The following is a 17,452-nucleotide window of genomic DNA, read 5'->3' on the forward strand; positions in this document are numbered from 1 at the left end:
ATCCGGTAAGCGCCGTTTATTAATCAGTCCCCAGTCGCTAAGTTACTTCTATATTGAATACGCGCTCGCCCCCGGTGGCCGTTTCCTGCAGAAGTTTAACTTTGAGAGGGAGATTTTTATGACGTTTACAGTACTTAAAGTCACGCTCATGGCTGCAATGGTCGGTATGTCAGCCGCCGAGGCGGGGGACTACAAGGCCAACCCGTTCACCCTGACCTACGCCGATGCAATCACTCGCAACGAACCGGGCAAGGTCAATATCCATCCTGTTACCTACAAGCTCAACGGCCTGGATATCGCCGCCAATGTGTACACGCCGGCCAACTACGATGCGGGCAAAAAATACCCGGCCATCGTCGTCGCGCACCCCAACGGCGGGGTCAAGGAACAGGTCGCGGGCCTGTATGCCCAGCGCCTGGCTGACAAGGGCTACATCACCATTACCGCCGACGCCGCCTACCAGGGCGCCAGCGGTGGCCAGCCGCGCAATGTCGACAAACCCGCCAACCGTGTCGAAGACATCCACGGCATGGCCGACTTTATTGCCAACTACCCCGGTGTCGACACCAAACGCATAGGCCTCCTGGGCATCTGCGGTGGCGGTGGTTATGCGCTGAAGGCCGGGCAAAGCGACAAGCGCTTCCAGTCGATTGCCACCGTTAGCATGTTCAACTCCGGGCTGGTGCGCCGTAATGGCTTTATGGATTCGCAACTGGACACCATCCAGGAACGCCTGCAGCAGTCCTCCGACGCCCGTGCCCAGGAAGCGGCAGGCGGCGAGGTGGTATACACCGGGGATGTCAAACTCACCGACGAACAAATCGCCAAACTGCCTTTTGACCTGTATCGCGAAGGCTTCGAGTACTACGGCAAGACTCACGCCCACCCCAACTCGACCTTCAAATACACCCTCAGCAGCCTGATGGACCTGATGAGCTTTGATGCCACCAACCAGCTTGAACTGCTCAACAAGCCGCTGTTGATGATTGCCGGCAGCAAGGCCGACACCCTGTACATGACCGAGCAGGCGTTCGCCAAGGCCACGGGCACCAAGGACAAGACGCTGTTCAAGATCGATGGCGCAACCCATATCCAGACTTACTGGGTACCTGAGTATGTCGACGCAGCCATCAGCCAGCTGGCTGATTTCTACGCCAGAACACTCTGATACGAGGAGGTTTGCATGAACCGCACACTATGGACTCTGGCAATGTGTGTAGCGGCGCCCCTGGCGGGCGCCGCCGGCTCGGCAGCCGCTGACGACAAGGCCCGGGCGCAGCAGATTATCCGCAGCGTCGACCAGGTCTCGACTGCCGGTCCCGAGGATTACTTTACCGGGCAGGTGCGGGTCGATCCGTTGTTTCCCGCCAGCCAAGAAATCAACGCCTCGGGTGCCTACGTTACCTTCGAGCCGGGCGCGCGTTCGGCCTGGCACACCCATCCTGCCGGACAGCGGCTGGTGGTGGTGTCCGGGGTGGGCCTGACCCAGGAGTGGGGCAAGCCGGTGCAGCAGATTCACCCCGGCGACGTGGTGGTCTGCCCGCCGGGGATCAAGCACTGGCACGGTGCCGCCCCGGGCGGTGCCATGACCCATCTGGCCGTCACCGGCACCGTGGACGGCAAAAACGTGACCTGGATGGAGAAAGTGACGGATGAACAATACCAGGGCCGTTAAGTTCCAGAGCCCAGCCATGCTGGCTGCGGCCTTCGCCCTGAGCCTGGGGCTGACCATCGATTCAGTGCAGGCGGCCCCGCCCGTCGACGGCTCCCGTGCCGTCAGCGGGGTGGCCGGGCAGGGCCTGACGCCACGCCAGCGGGCCATCCCGCTGATCGCCGCCGCCATGGCCAGCAGCAATATGCCCGCGCTCGATAGCGCCTTGAACCAGGGCCTCGATGCCGGTCTGACGGTCAGCGAGGCCAAGGAAATTCTGGTGCAGTTGTATGCTTACACGGGCTTCCCGCGAAGCCTCAACGCCCTCGGTCAGTTGATGAAGGTGCTCGATGCCCGCCGTCAACGGGGCATTGAAGACGCCCCGGGGCGTGAACCCGAAGCTGCGATCCCTGCGGGTGAAGAGCTGCTGGCCCTGGGCAAGGCCAATCAAACGCGGATTTCCGGGGCGCCGGTGCAGGGCCCGCTGTTTGATTTTGCCCCGGTGATCAACCAGTACCTGCAGGCGCATTTGTTCGGCGATATTTTTGCCCGGGACAATCTGGACTGGCAAAGTCGCGAGCTGGCCACGGTCGGTGCCCTGGCCGCCACCCCCGGTGTGGAGCCGCAACTGCGTTCACACATGGGCGCCAGCCTGCGTGTTGGTCTCAGCGAGGCGCAATTGCGTGAGGTGATCCAGGTGCTCGCCGAAAGTGGCGATGGCGATGCCGCCCGGCGCGCCAGCGAGGCACTGGACGCCCAACTGGCTGCTCGTCAGTCGCGGTAGCGCAAGGCTTCACGCAACAGGGTGAAGGCCGGCGAGGACTGGCGTCGACTCGGGTAGTAGAGGTGGTAGCCGGAATACGGTTCGCACCAGTCCTCCAGCACGCGGATCAGGTGGCCCTGCTCGATATGGGGCCGCACTGCGTCTTCAGGCATATAGGCCAGGCCCAGGCCCTGTAGTGCCGACTCCAGGCGCATGGCAATGTTGTTGAACACCAGTTGGCCTTCGATCCGCACTTTCAGGGCCTGGCCGTTTTTCTCGAACTCCCACATAAACAGGCCGCCGTGGGTAGGCATGCGCAAGGTAATGCAGTTGTGGGCCACCAGATCGGCCGGGATCACCGGCTTGGGGTAGCGGCTGAAGTAAGCGGGGGAGCCGACCACCGCCATGCGCATGTCAGGCCCGATGCGCATCGCAATCATGTCCTTGGCCACCTGTTCGCCCAGGCGCACGCCAGCATCGTAACCCTCGGCGACAATATCGGTCAGGCCGTAGTCGACGATGATTTCGATGCTCAAGTCCGGGTGGTCGGGCAGCAGCTGTGCCAGTACCGGTTGCAGGACCGCAATCGCGGCATGCTCACCCGCGGTGATGCGCAATTTACCTGCCGGCCGGTCGCGAAACTTGCTGAGCAGCGCCAGCTCGTTGTTGATCTCGTCGAAGCGTGGTGCAATTACCTGCAGCAGGTGCTCACCCGCTTGTGTGGGGGCAACGCTGCGGGTAGTGCGCGCCAGCAACCTGACCCCCAGGCGCTCCTCGAGCTGGCGCATGGCCCGGCTCAGGGCCGGTTGCGACATGCCCAGGCGAGCGGCGGCGCGGGTAAAGCTGCGCTCCTGGGCAACCACTGCGAAGATCGCCAGCTGGTCGTAGCTTTCAACTGTCATATCGCCATCCCTGTGCAGTGCCTGTCAAACAATGGCGGGGTAGTCGGCCATAGTGTCCGGCCACGGGCTCAGCACCTCAAAGCCGTTGTCAGTCACGGCCACCATATGTTCCCACTGGGCTGATAGCGAGCCGTCCCTGGTGACCACGGTCCAGTGGTCGGGCAGGGTTTTGACGTGGCGCTTGCCGGCATTGAGCATCGGCTCGATGGTGAAAATCATGCCGGCTTTGAGCTTCATGCCCTGGCCCGGATAGCCGTAGTGCAGCACTTGCGGCTCGTCGTGGTAGACCTTGCCGATACCGTGGCCGCAGTATTCGCGCACCACACTGAAGCCTTCCTTTTCAGCCAGGCTTTGGATAGCGTGGCCGATGTCGCCCAGGGTCGCGCCGGGGCGCACCATGCGGATCCCGGCGCACATGGCGTCGTAGGTGGTTTTCACCAGATGCCGCGCCGCGGGGCTTGGTTCGCCGACGAAGTACATGCGGCTGGTATCGCCGAACCAGCCATCCTTGACCACCGCGATATCGATATTGACGATGTCGCCGTCCTGCAGCACCCGGTTTGACGGAATACCGTGGCACACCACTTCATTGACCGAAGCGCACACGGTTTTGGGAAAGCCGTGGTAGCCCACGTTGCCGGGGATGGCCTTTTGCACGTTGACGATATAGTCGTGGCAGATCTTGTCGAGCTGGTCGGTGGTGACCCCGGCCTTGACGTGCTCGCCGATCATGGCCAGCACTTCGGCGGCCAGCTTGCCCGCGACCTTGGACTGGGCGATCTGTGCCGGGGTGTTGATAACGACGCTGGCCTTCATGAATGTGCTCCGGTTGCGAGGGGGGTGTCTTGCAGTGCCACATTCAAGTCCAGGCCGCCCGCCTGCTCGGCCCGCACCAGCAGGCGGCAGATCTGGTTGTGATCAAGGTTGGGGTGCAGTTCGGACAGCATGCCAATACGCATCCAGTGTTCGGCTTGCGCATTGATCGAGCGGCTCAGCGCGTTGCTGGCGACCCGCAGGTTTTCGTGCATTTGCTCGGATATCTTGACGATGCCCATTAGCGTTCCAATATGAAATGTATATGGAACGTATATTAGGCGAGAGCTGCCCGGGATCGCAAGCTGAAGCGTTTTTCAATCATGTGAGACTCTGTTGCCGGTCAAGGCCTCCCTGTGGGAGCGGGCTTGCTCGCGATGAAATCGACTCGGTTTACCTGACAGACCGCGCCGCATGCATCGCGAGCAAGCCCGCTCCCACAAAGTACTGCGGCTACAGGGAGTTCATTAACGCCACAAATTGACTTTGGCCAGGTCGATCAGCTCCCGTGCGCGGCCGTCCATCACGGTCTTGAGCATAAACAGGCTGAAGCCCTTGGCCTGCTCGAAGGTCTTGGTCGGTGGCATAACCAGTTCCTGGCGTGCGCTGACCACGTCCACCAGTACCGGGCCATCATGGCTGAGGGCTTCGCGCAGGGCGGCTTCGAGTTCGGCCGGGTGCTCGACCCGGATGCCTTTCACGCCCATCGCCTGGGCCATTGCCGCAAAGTTCGGGTTTTTCAGGTCGCAACCCACATCCGGGAAGCCCGCGGCTTTCATTTCCATTTCCACAAAACCCAGGGTGCCGTTGTTGAGCACGATGACCTTGATCGGTAAACCCACCTGGTTGAGGGTCAGGAAGTCGCCCATCATCATGGTGAAGCCGCCATCACCCGACATGGAAATGACCTGACGCTCAGGGAATGTTGCCTGGGCGCCAATGGCCTGGAGCATGGCATTGGCCATAGAACCGTGGTTGAACGAGCCGATCAGGCGCCGTTTGCCGTTCATCTTCAAGTAACGTGCAGCCCACGCGGTGGGCGTGCCGACATCGCAGGTGAAAATCGCATCCTCTGCCGCCAGTTCGCTGACCAGGCGATTGAGGTACTGCGGGTGGATGATGGCGCTGTCAGGGCCGCTTTCGGCCAGGGCGTCGAGGTCTTCGCGGGCTTTCTTGTAGTCGTCGAGTGCTTTGTCGAGGTGCTCGCGGTCGGGGTTTTGCATCACCTTGGGCAGCACTGCCTGCAGCGTCAGCTTCACATCACCGAGCAGCCCCAGCTCCAGCGGGCAGCGGTTGCCCAGCGCTTCGGGGCGCAGGTCGATTTGCGCGATGTAACCGTGTTCGGGGTAGAACTGGCGATACGGGAAGTTGGTGCCGAGCATCAGCAAGGTGTCGCAGTTCATCATCGCCTTGTACCCCGAGGCGAAGCCGATCAGGCCGGTCATGCCAACGTCATAGGGGTTATCGTATTCCACGTGTTCCTTGCCGCGCAGGGCATGCACGATGGGCGCGTTGAGGCGTTCGGCCAGGGCGAGGATTTCGCTGTGGGCACCGGCGCAGCCGGCACCGCAGAGCAGCGTGACTTTCTTGCCATCATTGAGAAATGACGCCAGCCGGTCGATATCGGCCGGGGCCGGGCAAATCTGCGGCGTGGTAGGCTTGAGCCACTGGGGTACCTTGGCCTCGGTGGCTTGCAGCGCCACGTCGCCGGGTATCACCACTACGGCCACCCCGCGTTTGGCGATGGCTGTGCGCATGGCTCGATGCAAAATCTGCGGCAACTGCCCGGCATCAGACACCAGTTCGACGTAGTGGCTGCATTCCTTGAACAGGCTTTCGGGGTGAGTGGCCTGGAAATAATCAATACCGATTTCGCTGCCGGGAATATGCGCGGCCAGGGCCAGCACCGGTACGCCGCTGCGATGGGCGTCGAACAGGCCATTGATCAAATGCAGGTTGCCCGGCCCGCAACTGCCGGCGCATACCGCCAGTTCACCAGTCAAATGGGCTTCGGCACCGGCGGCAAACGCGGCGGACTCTTCGTTGCGCATATGGATCCACTCGATCTGTTCCTGGCGGCGCAGGGCATCGGTAAAGCCGTTGAGGGAATCGCCCACCACGCCAAACACACGCTTTACGCCGGCTTGCTGCAAGGTTTGGGTGATGAAATCGGCAACGGTTCTGGTCATGGTGCGGGCTCCTCGAAGCAGTAGGGTGGATCAAGCAGGATAGACACTGCATGCGACCTTGCCGGGGTTTGAAACGTTCACCAGAGCGCTGGAAGGTGGCTTGTTGTGGGAGCGGGCTTGCTCGCGATTGCATCACCCTGGTTTGCCGGATGATCGCAGCGCCTGCATCGCGGGCAAGCCCGCTCCCACAGAGTGGGGCGTATGTTTAGCGCCGATGTAACCAAAGGTATAAAACCCTGCATTTAAACAACCGACCCGGGCGTGTGAGGCTGGGTTCCCTTTTTGGCAACGGTTGCAGGTATGAGCAGCACTCAGTGCCCCTGGCAGGCCTTTTGGGCCTTGTTTCACTGCCGTCATGCCCGCCCGCCGGATCTTGTCGCCCCGTCAAATCCTGAATGACTGCGCCCCCGTGCGCCTTTCTGATACGAGCCGATGAGTATTGCCATGAGTGCCACAACCGCGTTTGCCCCGTTGCAAGAAGCCCTGGATTTTCTGCAACTGAACCCGGACATCGAGATGTTCGAGCTGTTTATCATCGACAACAACGGTGTGCCCCGAGGCAAGTTGCTGCACCGTGACGAGCTGCTGGCGGTCTATGAAAGCGGGCGGCCGTTGCCCAGCACGATCCTGGGCTTGAGCATCAATGGCCATGATGTGGAGAACACCGGGCTGGTGTGGGATGTGGGCGATATCGATTGCCGCGCCTACCCGATCAGTGGCAGTTTGCAGCGCATGCCGTGGCGCCTGATACCGACAGCGGCGGTGCAGGTCAGCATGCACCCGCAGCAGGGCATGCCCGCCACGGTGGCCGACCCCCGGCACTTGCTGGCCCGGGTGATCGACGACCTCAAGGCCGACGGTTATTACCCGGTGATGGCCGCCGAGCTGGAGTTTTATCTGCTCGACCAGCAGCGTGACAGCAACGGCCGCCCGCAACCGGCCCGCGATGCCGATGGCCAGCGTCCGCGAGCAACCCAGGTCTACGGCCTGCGCGAGCTGGAGCAGATCGAGCCATTCCTTGCCGATCTGTACAGCGCCTGCAAGCTCCAGGGTATACCTGCGCGCACGGCGATTTCCGAATATGCGCCGGGGCAGGTGGAAATCACCCTTGAGCACCGCAGCGATGCCTTGCAGGCGATGGACGAAGCGGTGCGCTACAAGCGTCTGGTCAAGGGCGTGGCGCACAAGCACGGCATGCAGGCCTGCTTCATGGCCAAGCCCTTTGATGACCTGGCTGGCACCGGCATGCATATGCATGTCAGCCTGGCCGACAAGCACGGCAACAACCTGTTTGCCAGCGAAGCCCCAGAGGGCACGCCGTTGCTCAAGCAGGCGGTGGGCGGCATGCTCAGCACCTTGCTCGATTCGTTATTGATGTTTTGCCCCAATGCCAACTCCTATCGCCGTTTCCAGAGCAACAGCTATGCGCCGCTGGCTGCAACCTGGGGCGTGGACAATCGCACGGTGAGTTTGCGGGTGCCGGGCGGTCCGGCTTTTTCGCGGCATATCGAGCACCGCATCTGTGGCGCCGATGCCAACCCGTATCTGGCTGCAGCGGCCATTCTGGCCGGGATTCATCGCGGCATTCGCCAGCAGATGGACCCGGGTGCGCCGGTCGAAGGCAATGGCTATGCCCAGGCCAGCGAGCGGCTGCCCACCGACTGGCTGACCACCTTGCGGGCGCTCAAGGGGTCAGAGTGGGCAAAGGAAGCGTTTGGGGCGCCATTTTTGAAGGTGTACCTGGCAGTCAAACATTCGGAGTATCGCCAGTTTATGGGCGAGGTGGGGGAGCAGGACTGGCGCTGGTATTTGCAGCAGGCTTGATCTGTGGGAACGGGCTTGCTCGCGATGCGGTGAGGCGATTTGTCTGAGTAAACGGGTCGATTCAATCGCGAGCAAGCCCGCTCCAACCGCGCCATGCCTATTTTCATGGATTTCTGACAATTTTTTCACTGGCGCCCCGTTAATCTCTGTGTCGATCATCATCAAACACAAGAGTTCGCGGACCATGTCGTCGCAGCCACCTTCCACCCCGATTGAGCATGAGTTCGCCGAGCGTTATGACCGCGAGCATGCGAAGGTTTGCCAGCAGGCACAGCCGCAAGGCTTTGTGCGCAGGCTGGCGTTGTGGCGCGAACGGCGCCTGGTGCGCCGGGCGCTCAAGATCGCGGGCGAGCCCGGCCTTATCCTCGATCTGGCCTGCGGCGCCGGGCGTTACTGGCCGGTACTGGCCGAGCACGGCAACCGGGTGATCCTGGCCTGCGATTCATCCCGGGACATGCTCAGTCATGCCCAGACCCACCATCCTGCCAGCTTGCTGGCGCGTATCAAACTGTTCCAGAGCTCGGTGTTTTCCATTGATATTTCGGAAAATGCGGTGGACTGCATTTTTTGCATGCAGCTGTTTCATCATGTGCGTGACAGTGATCATCGCCTGGCTATTTTGCGCGAGTTGCACCGGGTGAGCCGTGACAGCCTGATCCTGTCAGTCACTCTTGGTCGCCCGGCGGGGCAACCCCAGGACCCGCAACCCATCGTGGTGAGCAAGGACGAGATTGAAGCCCAGTTTGAGCTGGCCGGCTTCAGCATCCTCAAACAGTATGAGGTGCTGCCCGGCTGTGGCCTGGGCAGCATCTACATCTTGCGCAAAGACACTTAATCTGCGGCTTTGAGGATCTTGTAGGCCAACTCGACCCGTGCATCGTTGGGGTAGTTCTTGTTGGCCAGGATCACGATCGCTTTTTGCTCCGCCGGTATAAACACAGCGTAGCCACCAAAGCCTGAAGTAGAACCGGTCTTGTTGACCCAAACCGCTTGCTGGGGGGGCAAAGGCGGGTTCAGGGCAATGGCACCATTGTTCTCATAGGCCATCTTGTTCGAGTTGCCCACCAGTAGCGATTTGAGTTCGACCGGATAAGGGTACTGTTCCCAGATCAGGTCCTGTGTCATGGGGCCTATGCGGAAGTAACCGGTGTGGGTGTCATTCAGGGCCTTGCGCAGCAACGGGCTGGCTTCACCCCTGCCCAGGTTCAGTTCGGTAAAGTGGATCAGGTCGCGGGCTGTGGTCTTCAAGCCGTAGGCTTCATTGCCCAGTACGCCTGAGTTGAGCCGAACCGGTGCATCCTGCTTGTCGTAACCCTGGGCATACAGCGCCACTTTGCCTTCGGGGACCGTGTAGTAACTGCTTGTGAGGCCCAGTGCCGGAAACAGTTGCTGCTCCATGACCTGGGTAAATGGCAGGTCCAGGCTTTTGGCGGCAATCACGCCGAGCATGCCGATGCTGGGGTTGGCATAGCTGCGCTGGGTGCCCGTCGGGTACACCGGCCTCCAGTCCTTGAGATAGTCCATCAGTTGGCGTTCGTTCTGCACGCTGTCCGGGACCTGCAAGGGGAACCCGCCGGCCGTATGGGTGGCCAGGTGGGTCAGTGCCACCTTGCCAAAGGGCGTGCCCTGAAGTTGCGGCTCGTAGTTGCCGACGGTGTCGCTCAGTGACAACTTGCCTTGGGCCTGGGCATAGGTGGCCAGGGTGGCGGTAAACGCCTTGCTGATGGAGCCGACTTCAAACAGCGTGTCAGGGGTGACGGGGGCGTTGGTGGCCTTTGATGCCACGCCAAAGGTGTAAAACTGTTGCTTGCCGTTAACGCTCACAGCAATGACCAGACCGGGCACGTTGTAACGTTGCATGACTTGTTTGGCGCCGTCTTGCACAACGGCCTCGATGTTGGGGGCGGTCTGTTCAGCCCAGGCGACGTTGGCGAACGCGCTCAGGCCTGCCAGTGAAAGCGCAACAGCTGACAGTTTGCGGGGCATATGCATGGGGTCATCCTCGGTTCTTATAGGGCGTAAATCTACGCGTGTCCTCGCGCGGTGGCCCGTCAGGCTTGTCACATAATGTGTTGTAACAAAACCGTTTTGAGGGGAAATCGAGCAGCCTACAACTAAAAACAGTAAGTGGCTGCAGGTTTTAGATTGAAACTTCGTAGGCTTTTTCGCGTGCAACGTGTCGAGTCAGTCTCCGGAAATCCCTGGCGGCGATATATACTGCGCGCCATTCTTCAAGGGAGAGCCGTGTGGCCATCGATATTCACTGGATTCGCGACAACGATAGCCTCGGCCAACATTGCGCCGAATGGCAACAATTGCCGTTCGTAGCCCTCGACACCGAATTTATGCGGGTCGATACCTTTTACCCGATTGCCGGCCTGATCCAGATTGGCGACGGCACCCGGGCGTACCTGATCGACCCGTTGACCATCGACGACTGGCAGCCCCTGGCCGCCTTGCTGGAAAACCAGGCGGTGGTCAAAGTGCTGCACGCCTGCAGCGAAGACCTTGAGGTGTTGCTGCGCCTGACCGGCAGCCTGCCCGTGCCGTTGTTCGACACCCAGCTTGCCGCAGCCTACCTGAACCTGGGCTTCTCGATGGGCTATTCGCGCCTGGTCAAGGAAGTGCTGGACATCGACCTGCCCAAGGGCGAGACCCGCTCCGACTGGCTGCAGCGCCCGCTGTCGGAAACCCAGATCAGCTACGCCGCCGAAGACGCCGTACACCTGGCCGAAGTCTACAAGTTGCTGCACCCGCGCCTGTCGGCCGACAAATACAACTGGGTGCTGGAAGATGGCGCCGAGCTGGTTGCCAACCTGCGCCGCGAAACAGACCCCTATGAGGTGTACCGCGACGCCAAGCTGGCCTGGAAACTGTCACGGGCGCAACTGGCGGTACTGCGTGAAATCTGCGCCTGGCGCGAGCACGAAGCCCGTGCCCGGGACCTGCCGCGCAACCGGGTGATTCGTGAACACGCCTTGTGGCCTTTGGCCAAGACCCAACCCGACAACCTGGTGGCGCTGGCGCGTATCGAAGACATGCACCCGCGTACCGTGCGTCAGGACGGCGAGTTTTTGCTTGATCTGATCAAGCGTGCTGGCAGTCTACCGCCGGAACAATGGCCGCCTGCCGTGCCCGAGCCGTTGCCGGTTGAGGCCGCGCTGCTGATCAAGCGCCTGCGGGCCATCGGCCAGGCCGAGGCCGAGCGCCTGAACATCGCGCCGGAACTGATGCTGCGCAAGAAAACCCTGGAAGCCCTGCTTAAAAGTGGCTTCCCCAATGGCCCTTATCAATTGCCGGACTCACTGCGCGGCTGGCGCCGTGAGCTGATGGGCCAGGCCTTGCTCGATTGCCTGGCCACCGCTGGAGAACCGTCTTGAAACGTATTTGCTCGATCTACCGCAGCACCAAACGCAACGAAATGTACCTGTATGTGCTCAAGGCCGATGCCCTGGAGCGCGTGCCGGAAACCCTGATGCTGGCGTTCGGCAAGGCGATCCATGCCTTTGACCTGGTACTGACGCCGGAGCGCAAGCTGTCGCGCGAAGACATCACCAAGGTGCTGGAAAACCTGGAAACCCAGGGCTACCACCTGCAAATGCCACCTGCCGAAGACGAATACATCGAGCACTTGCCCGAAGAGCTGTTGCGTCGCAACGACCCGATGTAAGTGCAGCGCCAGGTGCCCGGTTCCGGGCGCCTGTCTGAAACGGACTCATTTTGATTGGCGGTGCCCGAACGCGCCGGGGCAAACCCCGGCGGCGGGCGCTGGCAGTGTTCTGGAAAGGTTGCAAACATGCGCGTCCTGATTGCCGAGAACGATTACCCGCTCTACACCCAACTGCTGCAACGCCTTGCCCCCGATCTTGAGGTGCAGTCCAGCGGCGACTCCGAGCAATTGTCACGCATGGCCGGCGAGTGCCCGGTGTGGCTGGGCCAGCCGGACCTGCTGGCGACCTTGATGCGTCAGGGCCACAAGCCTGCGTGGTTGCAGTCGACCTGGGCGGGGATTACGCCGTTGCTGGCCGATGGCCTTAACCGTGATTACCGGCTGACCCGTGCGGTGGGGATTTTTGGCCAGGTGATGGCCGAATACGTGTTGACGTACATGCTGGGCCACGAGCGTGAAGTCATGGCCCGGCTGGTCAGCCAGGTCGAGCGCAAGTGGGATAACCGCATGGGCCAGAGCCTGGTGGGGCGCAAGGTGCTGATTGTCGGGGCCGGGGATATTGGCCAGACCGTGGCGAAGTTTCTGCTGCCTTTTGGCGTCGAGCTGTATGCCATTGCCAATACCCCCCGTGAACTGGCGCCGTTCCAGGAAGTGGGAGTGCTGAGCGATTTGCCGCGCCTGGTCGGGCAGGTAGATTACGTGATCAACCTGCTACCTAATACCCCGGACACCCATGATGTGTACGATGCCGAGCTGTTTGCGCAGTTCAACCCCAATGCCGTGTTTATCAATGCCGGGCGGGGCGTGGCCGTGGTCGATGCTGATCTGGTCGAGGCCTTGCGCGTGGGGCATCTGGCGGGGGCGGTGATTGACGTCTGCCGTCAGGAGCCGTTGCCGGCCAAGCACCCGTTCTGGACCGCCTGGGGCTTGCTGCTGACCGGTCATAGTTCGGCGCCGACTTCGCCGCCGATGATGGTGCAGTTGTTTGTCGACAACCTGCGGGCTTATCAGGCAGGTGAGCCATTGCGTGGCGAAGTGGATTTCGACCGCGGGTATTGAAACCTGTGGGAGCGGGCTTGCTCGCGATGCAGGCGACGCGGTCTATTCGGTAAATCGCGTCGAAGCCATCGCGAGCAAGCCCGCTCCCACAAAGGGCCGGGTTACAGGCTGAAATCACCCTCAGCCACCAGCTTGCTCAGCGGTTCGCGCTGGCTTGGCACTTCCTTGGCCTGCAGGTAGTCCACCAGGCTCGACTTGTCGCCGATCTTGCCGATCGCAACCATCGCCTGGACCTGGTAGCCCTCAGGGATTTTCAGTTCCTGGCGCGCGCGCTCAAAATCCAGCCCGCTCATGCCGTGGGTATGCCAGCCGCTCAAGTGCGCCTGCAGGGCCAGGTGGCCCCAGGCTGCGCCAGTATCAAAGGCATGGGTCGGGGCCGGTTTTTCTTCGGTGGTGCCGGGGGCCGCGAAAGTAGTCTTGGACACAATCACCACCAGTGCCGCCGCATGCTTGGCCCAACCCTGGTTGAACTCCACCAGCAGGCTCAGGTAGCGGTCGAATTCCGGGGTGCCGCGCAGGGCGAACAGAAAACGCCAGGGTTGTGCGTTGTAGGCCGACGGCGCCCAGCGTGCCGCTTCAAAAAAGCTCAGCAGGGTGGCCTTGTCGATGGTCGCGTCGGTAAAGGCGCGGGGCGACCAGCGCTGGGTAAATTGCTCGTGAATGCTGTGATCGGCTTTGCGGCTGCTAGCGGGCATGGCGGTTTCCTGAGGTAAATGTAACGGCTCAATTCAGCGGCTAAAACTACTGGGATGCCGTCAAGCTGACAAGTCTGACGACAAGCCCTTGGCCCGCGGGGCCTTGGGCACTAGACTGGCGGCCTTTTCCACTCCCTGATGTTGATGTTTGAACCATGGCCGCAATCGTTGAACCGTTCTGGATCCGCAAGACCCTCGATCAACTTGATCAAGAGGAATGGGAGTCGCTGTGCGACGGCTGCGGGTTGTGCTGCTTGCAAAAGCTCGAAGATGAAGACGACAACAGCGTCTACTACACGCGCATCGCCTGCAAGCTGCTCGACCTGAAGACGTGCCAGTGCACTGACTACCCTAACCGTCGTGATTCAGTCCCGGACTGCATTCAACTGTCGCCGGGCAAGGCCGAAGAGTTCAAGTGGCTGCCGCCGACCTGCGGTTACCGGCTGGTGAGCGAGCGCAAGGATCTGCCGCTGTGGCATCACCTGGTGTGCGGCGACCCGGATGCTGTGCACCATGAACGCATTTCACAGTCAGGGCGCATGCTGGCCGAAGGCAGCGTGCCGGAAGACGACTGGGAAGATCATCTGATTTTCCGCGCCGGCTAAGTGCCGGAGCGGTTAGCAAGGAGCGTATATGCCGCTGCGTTACACATTGCCCCTGGGTTTGCTGCTGTTGCTGGCGGCGGGCCCGCTGTGGGCGGCGCAAAGAGTTGCGCTCGACTACCACGTACAGCTGCTGCCCAAAAGCGATCAGGCCGAGGTGCGGATCACCCTTGCCGAAGGGGCGACCGTGCGCAGCCTGGACTTCGACCTGGGCGCGCCGGGCAGTTACAGCGATTTCAAGGCTGATGGGCAATGGCAACTGAGCACTGACCCGGCGCATAGCCGTGGCCTTTGGCGCCCGGCACCGGGCAGTGCCAGCCTGAGTTACCGCGTGCGCCTGAGCCAGTCGCGCAAGAACGGCGCGTTCGACACCCGCATTACCCCTGACTGGGCGTTGTTTCGCGGTGAACAACTGATCCCGCCTGCCAACCTTGACCAGCAGGATGGGGTTGAGCTGGTGTCGCGGCTTGAATTCGAACTGCCCAAAGGCTGGAAAAGCGTGGAAACCGCCTGGCCGCGGATCGGTAAAAACCGTTTTCGTATCGATGATGTCTCGCGACTGTTCGACCGGCCCACCGGCTGGATGCTCGCGGGCAACCTGGGCAGCCGCCGTACCACTCTGGGCGAAACCGAAGTCACGGTGAGCGCGCCAAAGGGGCAGGGCATGCACCGCATGGATGTGCTGACCCTGCTGACGTTTGTCTGGCCGCAGGTGCAGGCGGTGTTCCCGCGCAACCCGGCCAAACTGCTGATCGTCGGTGCGGGCAGCCCGATGTGGAAAGGCAGCGCGGCAGGGCGCAACTCGATTTACCTTTATAGCGGTTTGCCGCTGGTCAGCGAGAGCGGCAGCAGCCCGCTGTTGCGTGAAGTGGTGCAGTTGTTCAGCGGCATCAATGACGAGCCGGGGCATGACTGGATCGGCGAGGGGTTGAGCGAGTATTACGCCATTGAACTGCTGCGCCGCGCTGGCGGCATGAGCGATGAGCGTTACCAGACCCTGCAGCACAAGCTCAACGCTGCCGGTAAAAATGTCACCCGCCTGCGCGGCCAACAGGCCAACGCGGCAATGGTTGCGCGGGCAGTCACGCTGTTGCAGGCACTGGACCGTGAAATCCGTTTGCAGACCCACAGCAAGCGCTCGCTGGATGATGTCAGTCAGGCGCTGATGCGCATGGACAAGGTCAATACCGCGAGCTTTATCCAGCTAAGCGAAAGCGTGCTGGGCGGCGCCTCCGAGGTACTGGACAGCCCGCTGTTGCGCTGACAGCCCCTTCCGTTTGTGGGAGCGGGCTTGCTCGCGATCGGATCGCTGCGGTTTGACCGGCACACCTCGTCGCCGCCATCGCGAGCAAGCCCGCTCCCACAGTGTTTGCCTGCTTTTTTACGCCTTCTTTACGCCCCCGCATCCCTCTCGATCTCGATCCTTTACGGCCTGTTTACTCACACTCTCTCCATACGCGGCAGGTGCCGCCTGGGGAGAGTTGTCATGGGCATTCTGGATGGGGTGTCGCTGCTGCTGGCAGTGGCGCTGTTCGTTTATCTGCTGGTTGCGCTGTTGCGCGCAGACCGGAACTAGGAGCGGGTATGCACAGTTATGACTATGGGCTGATCCTCGCCTTTTTTGCCCTGGTGCTGTTGCCTGCACCCTGGCTGGGGCGTTTTTACTACAAGGTGATGGAGGGTCAGCGCACCTGGCTGAGCCCGGTTCTGGGGCCGGTCGAAAAAATCTGTTATCGCATCGCCGGGGTCGACCCGGCCACCGAGCAAAGCTGGCAGAAGTACACCCTGGCCCTGCTGGTGTTCAACCTGATGGGCTTTGTGCTGTTGTTCGCCATTTTGCTGTTCCAGCAGTACCTGCCACTTAACCCCCAGCAGTTGCCGGGGCAGGAGTGGACGCAAGCGTTCAACACCGCGGTGAGTTTTGTCACCAACACCAACTGGCAGAGCTACAGCGGTGAAGCGACCCTCAGTTACTTCAGCCAGATGGCCGGGCTGACCGTGCAGAACTTTGTCAGCGCCGCCACCGGCCTCGCCGTGCTGGTCGCCTTGTGCCGTGGTATCAGCCGTCGCTCGGTCCATACCCTGGGCAACTTCTGGGTCGACATGACCCGCGCCACCCTCTACGGCCTGCTGCCGTTGTGTCTGGTGCTGGCGTTGCTGCTGGTGTGGCAGGGCGTGCCGCAAACCTTCGCCCATTACGTCAATGCCGTGACGATGCAGGGCGTCGATCAAGTGATCCCGCTGGGCCCGGCTGCCAGCCAGATTGCGATCAAGCAACTGGGCACCAACGGCGGCGGCTTTTTCGGTGTGAACTCGGCGCATCCGTTCGAGAACCCGAGTGCCTGGAGCAACCTGTTCGAGCTGGCCTCGATCATCCTGATCCCGGTGGCACTGGTGTTCACCTTCGGTCATTACGTCAAGGACCTGCGCCAGAGCCGCGCAATCATCGCCTGCATGCTGGCCTTGTTCTTGATCGGCGGCGGTACGGCGTTGTATGCCGAGTACCAGCCGAACCCGGCACTCAACAGCCCGCTGGTTGAACAGAGCGCACCGCTGGAAGGCAAGGAAGCCCGCTTTGGCACCACCGGCAGCGTGTTGTGGACCGAAACCACGACCTCGGCCTCCAACGGCTCGGTCAACGCCATGCACGACAGCCTCAACCCGCTGACCGGGATGGTGGCGCTGGTCAACATGATGGTCGGCGAAGTGATCTTCGGCGGTGTCGGTGCCGGGCTCTACGGCATGTTGCTCAACGTGTTGATCGCGGTGTTTCTCGCCGGCCTGATGATCGGCCGCACCCCTGAATATCTGGGTAAAAAACTCCAGGCCAGGGAAGTCCAGCTGCTGGTGGTGACCTTGCTGGTGATGCCGGTGGGCGTGCTGGTGCTGGGTTCGATTGCCGCCGTGCTGCCCGGTGCCGTGGCCTCGGTGAGCAACCCCGGACCCCACGGTTTCAGTCAGGTGCTGTACGCCTTTACTTCGGCCAGTGCCAACAACGGGTCGGCGTTTGCCGGGCTTAACGCCAACACACCGTTCTACAACCTGATGCTGGGCCTGGGCATGTTGATCGGGCGCTTCGGTTACATCCTGCCGGTGCTGGCATTGGCGGGCAGCCTGGCAATCAAGAAAAGTGCGCCCATTGGCCAGGACAGTTTCCCCACCCACGGCCCGCTGTTTGTCGCGCTGCTGACGGTGACCATCTTGCTGATGGGCGGCCTGACCTTTTTGCCGACATTGGCCCTCGGCCCAATCGCCGAACAACTGACCCAGGGCTTCTGAGGAGA

At 61.4% G+C, this 17,452-nt stretch carries 17 protein-coding genes and 1 pseudogene; 12 read left to right on the plus strand and 6 right to left on the minus strand.

Going from position 1 to position 17,452, the window contains the following annotated elements:
• Positions 1-118: 118 nt before the first annotated feature.
• From BLU25_RS22215 to BLU25_RS22225, 3 genes and pseudogenes are all read left to right on the plus strand, one after another.
• Positions 119-1,168 carry an alpha/beta hydrolase gene (locus BLU25_RS22215; protein WP_016780084.1) on the plus strand — a complete coding sequence of 350 codons (1,050 nt, stop codon included), beginning with the start codon at positions 119-121 and terminating at the stop codon, positions 1,166-1,168.
• Between the two features lie 15 nt (positions 1,169-1,183).
• Positions 1,184-1,671 (plus strand): annotated as a pseudogene (locus BLU25_RS22220) ((R)-mandelonitrile lyase); the annotation flags it as partial.
• Positions 1,672-1,691: 20 nt separating this feature from the next.
• A complete protein-coding gene (locus tag BLU25_RS22225; RefSeq protein ID WP_169716034.1) occupies positions 1,692-2,435 on the plus strand; it encodes a carboxymuconolactone decarboxylase family protein in 744 nt (247 codons plus the stop codon).
• On the opposite strand, the gene BLU25_RS22230 is transcribed toward BLU25_RS22225, so the two are convergent.
• The 4 genes from BLU25_RS22230 to poxB form a co-directional block, all read right to left on the minus strand.
• On the minus strand, positions 2,423-3,316 hold the full coding sequence (locus BLU25_RS22230; RefSeq protein ID WP_016780085.1) for a LysR family transcriptional regulator: 894 nt from the start codon (positions 3,314-3,316) through the stop codon (positions 2,423-2,425). The genes BLU25_RS22225 and BLU25_RS22230 overlap by 13 nt on opposite strands.
• A 24-nt stretch (positions 3,317-3,340) precedes the next feature.
• Complete coding sequence (gene map, locus BLU25_RS22235) at positions 3,341-4,132, minus strand: type I methionyl aminopeptidase (RefSeq protein WP_016780086.1); 792 nt, start codon at positions 4,130-4,132, stop codon at positions 3,341-3,343.
• Positions 4,129-4,371 (minus strand): ParD-like family protein, encoded by a 243-nt coding sequence (locus BLU25_RS22240; protein WP_016780087.1) that lies wholly within the window; start codon positions 4,369-4,371, stop codon positions 4,129-4,131. The genes map and BLU25_RS22240 overlap by 4 nt, the downstream gene beginning before the upstream one ends.
• A gap of 225 nt (positions 4,372-4,596) precedes the next feature.
• Positions 4,597-6,318 carry a ubiquinone-dependent pyruvate dehydrogenase gene (poxB, locus tag BLU25_RS22245; RefSeq protein WP_016780088.1) on the minus strand — a complete coding sequence of 574 codons (1,722 nt, stop codon included), beginning with the start codon at positions 6,316-6,318 and terminating at the stop codon, positions 4,597-4,599.
• 444 nt (positions 6,319-6,762) lie between these two features.
• Between poxB and BLU25_RS22250 the strand changes: the two genes are divergently transcribed.
• Entirely contained in the window at positions 6,763-8,142 is a 1,380-nt protein-coding gene (locus tag BLU25_RS22250; RefSeq protein ID WP_016780089.1) for a glutamine synthetase family protein, read from the plus strand.
• A 184-nt stretch (positions 8,143-8,326) separates the two neighbouring features.
• On the plus strand, positions 8,327-8,977 hold the full coding sequence (locus BLU25_RS22255) for a class I SAM-dependent methyltransferase (protein ID WP_016780090.1): 651 nt from the start codon (positions 8,327-8,329) through the stop codon (positions 8,975-8,977).
• On the opposite strand, the gene ampC is transcribed toward BLU25_RS22255, so the two are convergent.
• Positions 8,974-10,134: a class C beta-lactamase gene (gene ampC, locus BLU25_RS22260; RefSeq protein ID WP_016780091.1), complete on the minus strand. Its 1,161-nt coding sequence runs from the start codon at positions 10,132-10,134 to the stop codon at positions 8,974-8,976. The two genes, BLU25_RS22255 and ampC, sit on opposite strands and share 4 nt — an antisense overlap.
• Before the next feature lie 254 nt (positions 10,135-10,388).
• Between ampC and rnd the strand changes: the two genes are divergently transcribed.
• The 3 genes from rnd to BLU25_RS22275 all read left to right on the plus strand — a co-directional run bounded on the left by rnd (position 10,389) and on the right by BLU25_RS22275 (position 12,871).
• Entirely contained in the window at positions 10,389-11,522 is a 1,134-nt protein-coding gene (gene rnd / locus BLU25_RS22265) for a ribonuclease D (protein WP_016780092.1), read from the plus strand.
• The gene (locus BLU25_RS22270) at positions 11,519-11,812 is read left to right on the plus strand and encodes a YcgL domain-containing protein (protein WP_016780093.1); all 294 of its coding nucleotides are present in this window, start codon (positions 11,519-11,521) and stop codon (positions 11,810-11,812) included. The genes rnd and BLU25_RS22270 overlap by 4 nt, the downstream gene beginning before the upstream one ends.
• 126 nt (positions 11,813-11,938) lie before the next feature.
• A complete protein-coding gene (locus BLU25_RS22275) occupies positions 11,939-12,871 on the plus strand; it encodes a D-2-hydroxyacid dehydrogenase (protein ID WP_083369836.1) in 933 nt (310 codons plus the stop codon).
• Between the two features lie 101 nt (positions 12,872-12,972).
• On the opposite strand, the gene BLU25_RS22280 is transcribed toward BLU25_RS22275, so the two are convergent.
• Positions 12,973-13,566: a nitroreductase family protein gene (locus tag BLU25_RS22280; RefSeq protein WP_016780095.1), complete on the minus strand. Its 594-nt coding sequence runs from the start codon at positions 13,564-13,566 to the stop codon at positions 12,973-12,975.
• A gap of 155 nt (positions 13,567-13,721) precedes the next feature.
• On the opposite strand from BLU25_RS22280, the gene BLU25_RS22285 reads away from it, so the two are divergent.
• The 4 genes from BLU25_RS22285 (at position 13,722) to kdpA (ending at position 17,447) form a co-directional block, all read left to right on the plus strand.
• On the plus strand, positions 13,722-14,171 hold the full coding sequence (locus tag BLU25_RS22285) for a YcgN family cysteine cluster protein (RefSeq protein ID WP_016780096.1): 450 nt from the start codon (positions 13,722-13,724) through the stop codon (positions 14,169-14,171).
• Positions 14,172-14,199: 28 nt separating this feature from the next.
• On the plus strand, positions 14,200-15,432 hold the full coding sequence (locus BLU25_RS22290) for a hypothetical protein (protein WP_016780097.1): 1,233 nt from the start codon (positions 14,200-14,202) through the stop codon (positions 15,430-15,432).
• Positions 15,433-15,654: 222 nt separating this feature from the next.
• Positions 15,655-15,744, plus strand: coding sequence for a K(+)-transporting ATPase subunit F (gene kdpF, locus BLU25_RS22295; protein WP_016780098.1), 90 nt, complete (start codon positions 15,655-15,657; stop codon positions 15,742-15,744).
• 8 nt (positions 15,745-15,752) lie between these two features.
• On the plus strand, positions 15,753-17,447 hold the full coding sequence (gene kdpA, locus BLU25_RS22300; RefSeq protein ID WP_016780099.1) for a potassium-transporting ATPase subunit KdpA: 1,695 nt from the start codon (positions 15,753-15,755) through the stop codon (positions 17,445-17,447).
• The last annotated feature ends 5 nt before the right edge of the window (positions 17,448-17,452 follow it).

The sequence above is a fragment of the Pseudomonas fragi genome, from assembly GCF_900105835.1.
Lineage (GTDB): Bacteria > Pseudomonadota > Gammaproteobacteria > Pseudomonadales > Pseudomonadaceae > Aquipseudomonas > Aquipseudomonas fragi.

Bases quoted from the DNA above. Each gene is read 5' to 3' on its own strand.
- BLU25_RS22215 (WP_016780084.1), top strand. From the start codon at position 119: ATGACGTTTACAGTACTTAAAGTCACGCTCATGGCTGCAATGGTCGGT.
- BLU25_RS22225 (WP_169716034.1), top strand. From the start codon at position 1,692: ATGCTGGCTGCGGCCTTCGCCCTGAGCCTGGGGCTGACCATCGATTCA.
- BLU25_RS22230 (WP_016780085.1), bottom strand. From the start codon at position 3,316: ATGACAGTTGAAAGCTACGACCAGCTGGCGATCTTCGCAGTGGTTGCC.
- map (WP_016780086.1), bottom strand. From the start codon at position 4,132: ATGAAGGCCAGCGTCGTTATCAACACCCCGGCACAGATCGCCCAGTCC.
- BLU25_RS22240 (WP_016780087.1), bottom strand. From the start codon at position 4,371: ATGGGCATCGTCAAGATATCCGAGCAAATGCACGAAAACCTGCGGGTC.
- poxB (WP_016780088.1), bottom strand. From the start codon at position 6,318: ATGACCAGAACCGTTGCCGATTTCATCACCCAAACCTTGCAGCAAGCC.
- BLU25_RS22250 (WP_016780089.1), top strand. From the start codon at position 6,763: ATGAGTGCCACAACCGCGTTTGCCCCGTTGCAAGAAGCCCTGGATTTT.
- BLU25_RS22255 (WP_016780090.1), top strand. From the start codon at position 8,327: ATGTCGTCGCAGCCACCTTCCACCCCGATTGAGCATGAGTTCGCCGAG.
- ampC (WP_016780091.1), bottom strand. From the start codon at position 10,134: ATGCATATGCCCCGCAAACTGTCAGCTGTTGCGCTTTCACTGGCAGGC.
- BLU25_RS22275 (WP_083369836.1), top strand. From the start codon at position 11,939: ATGCGCGTCCTGATTGCCGAGAACGATTACCCGCTCTACACCCAACTG.
- BLU25_RS22280 (WP_016780095.1), bottom strand. From the start codon at position 13,566: ATGCCCGCTAGCAGCCGCAAAGCCGATCACAGCATTCACGAGCAATTT.
- BLU25_RS22285 (WP_016780096.1), top strand. From the start codon at position 13,722: ATGGCCGCAATCGTTGAACCGTTCTGGATCCGCAAGACCCTCGATCAA.
- BLU25_RS22290 (WP_016780097.1), top strand. From the start codon at position 14,200: ATGCCGCTGCGTTACACATTGCCCCTGGGTTTGCTGCTGTTGCTGGCG.
- kdpF (WP_016780098.1), top strand. From the start codon at position 15,655: ATGGGCATTCTGGATGGGGTGTCGCTGCTGCTGGCAGTGGCGCTGTTC.
- kdpA (WP_016780099.1), top strand. From the start codon at position 15,753: ATGCACAGTTATGACTATGGGCTGATCCTCGCCTTTTTTGCCCTGGTG.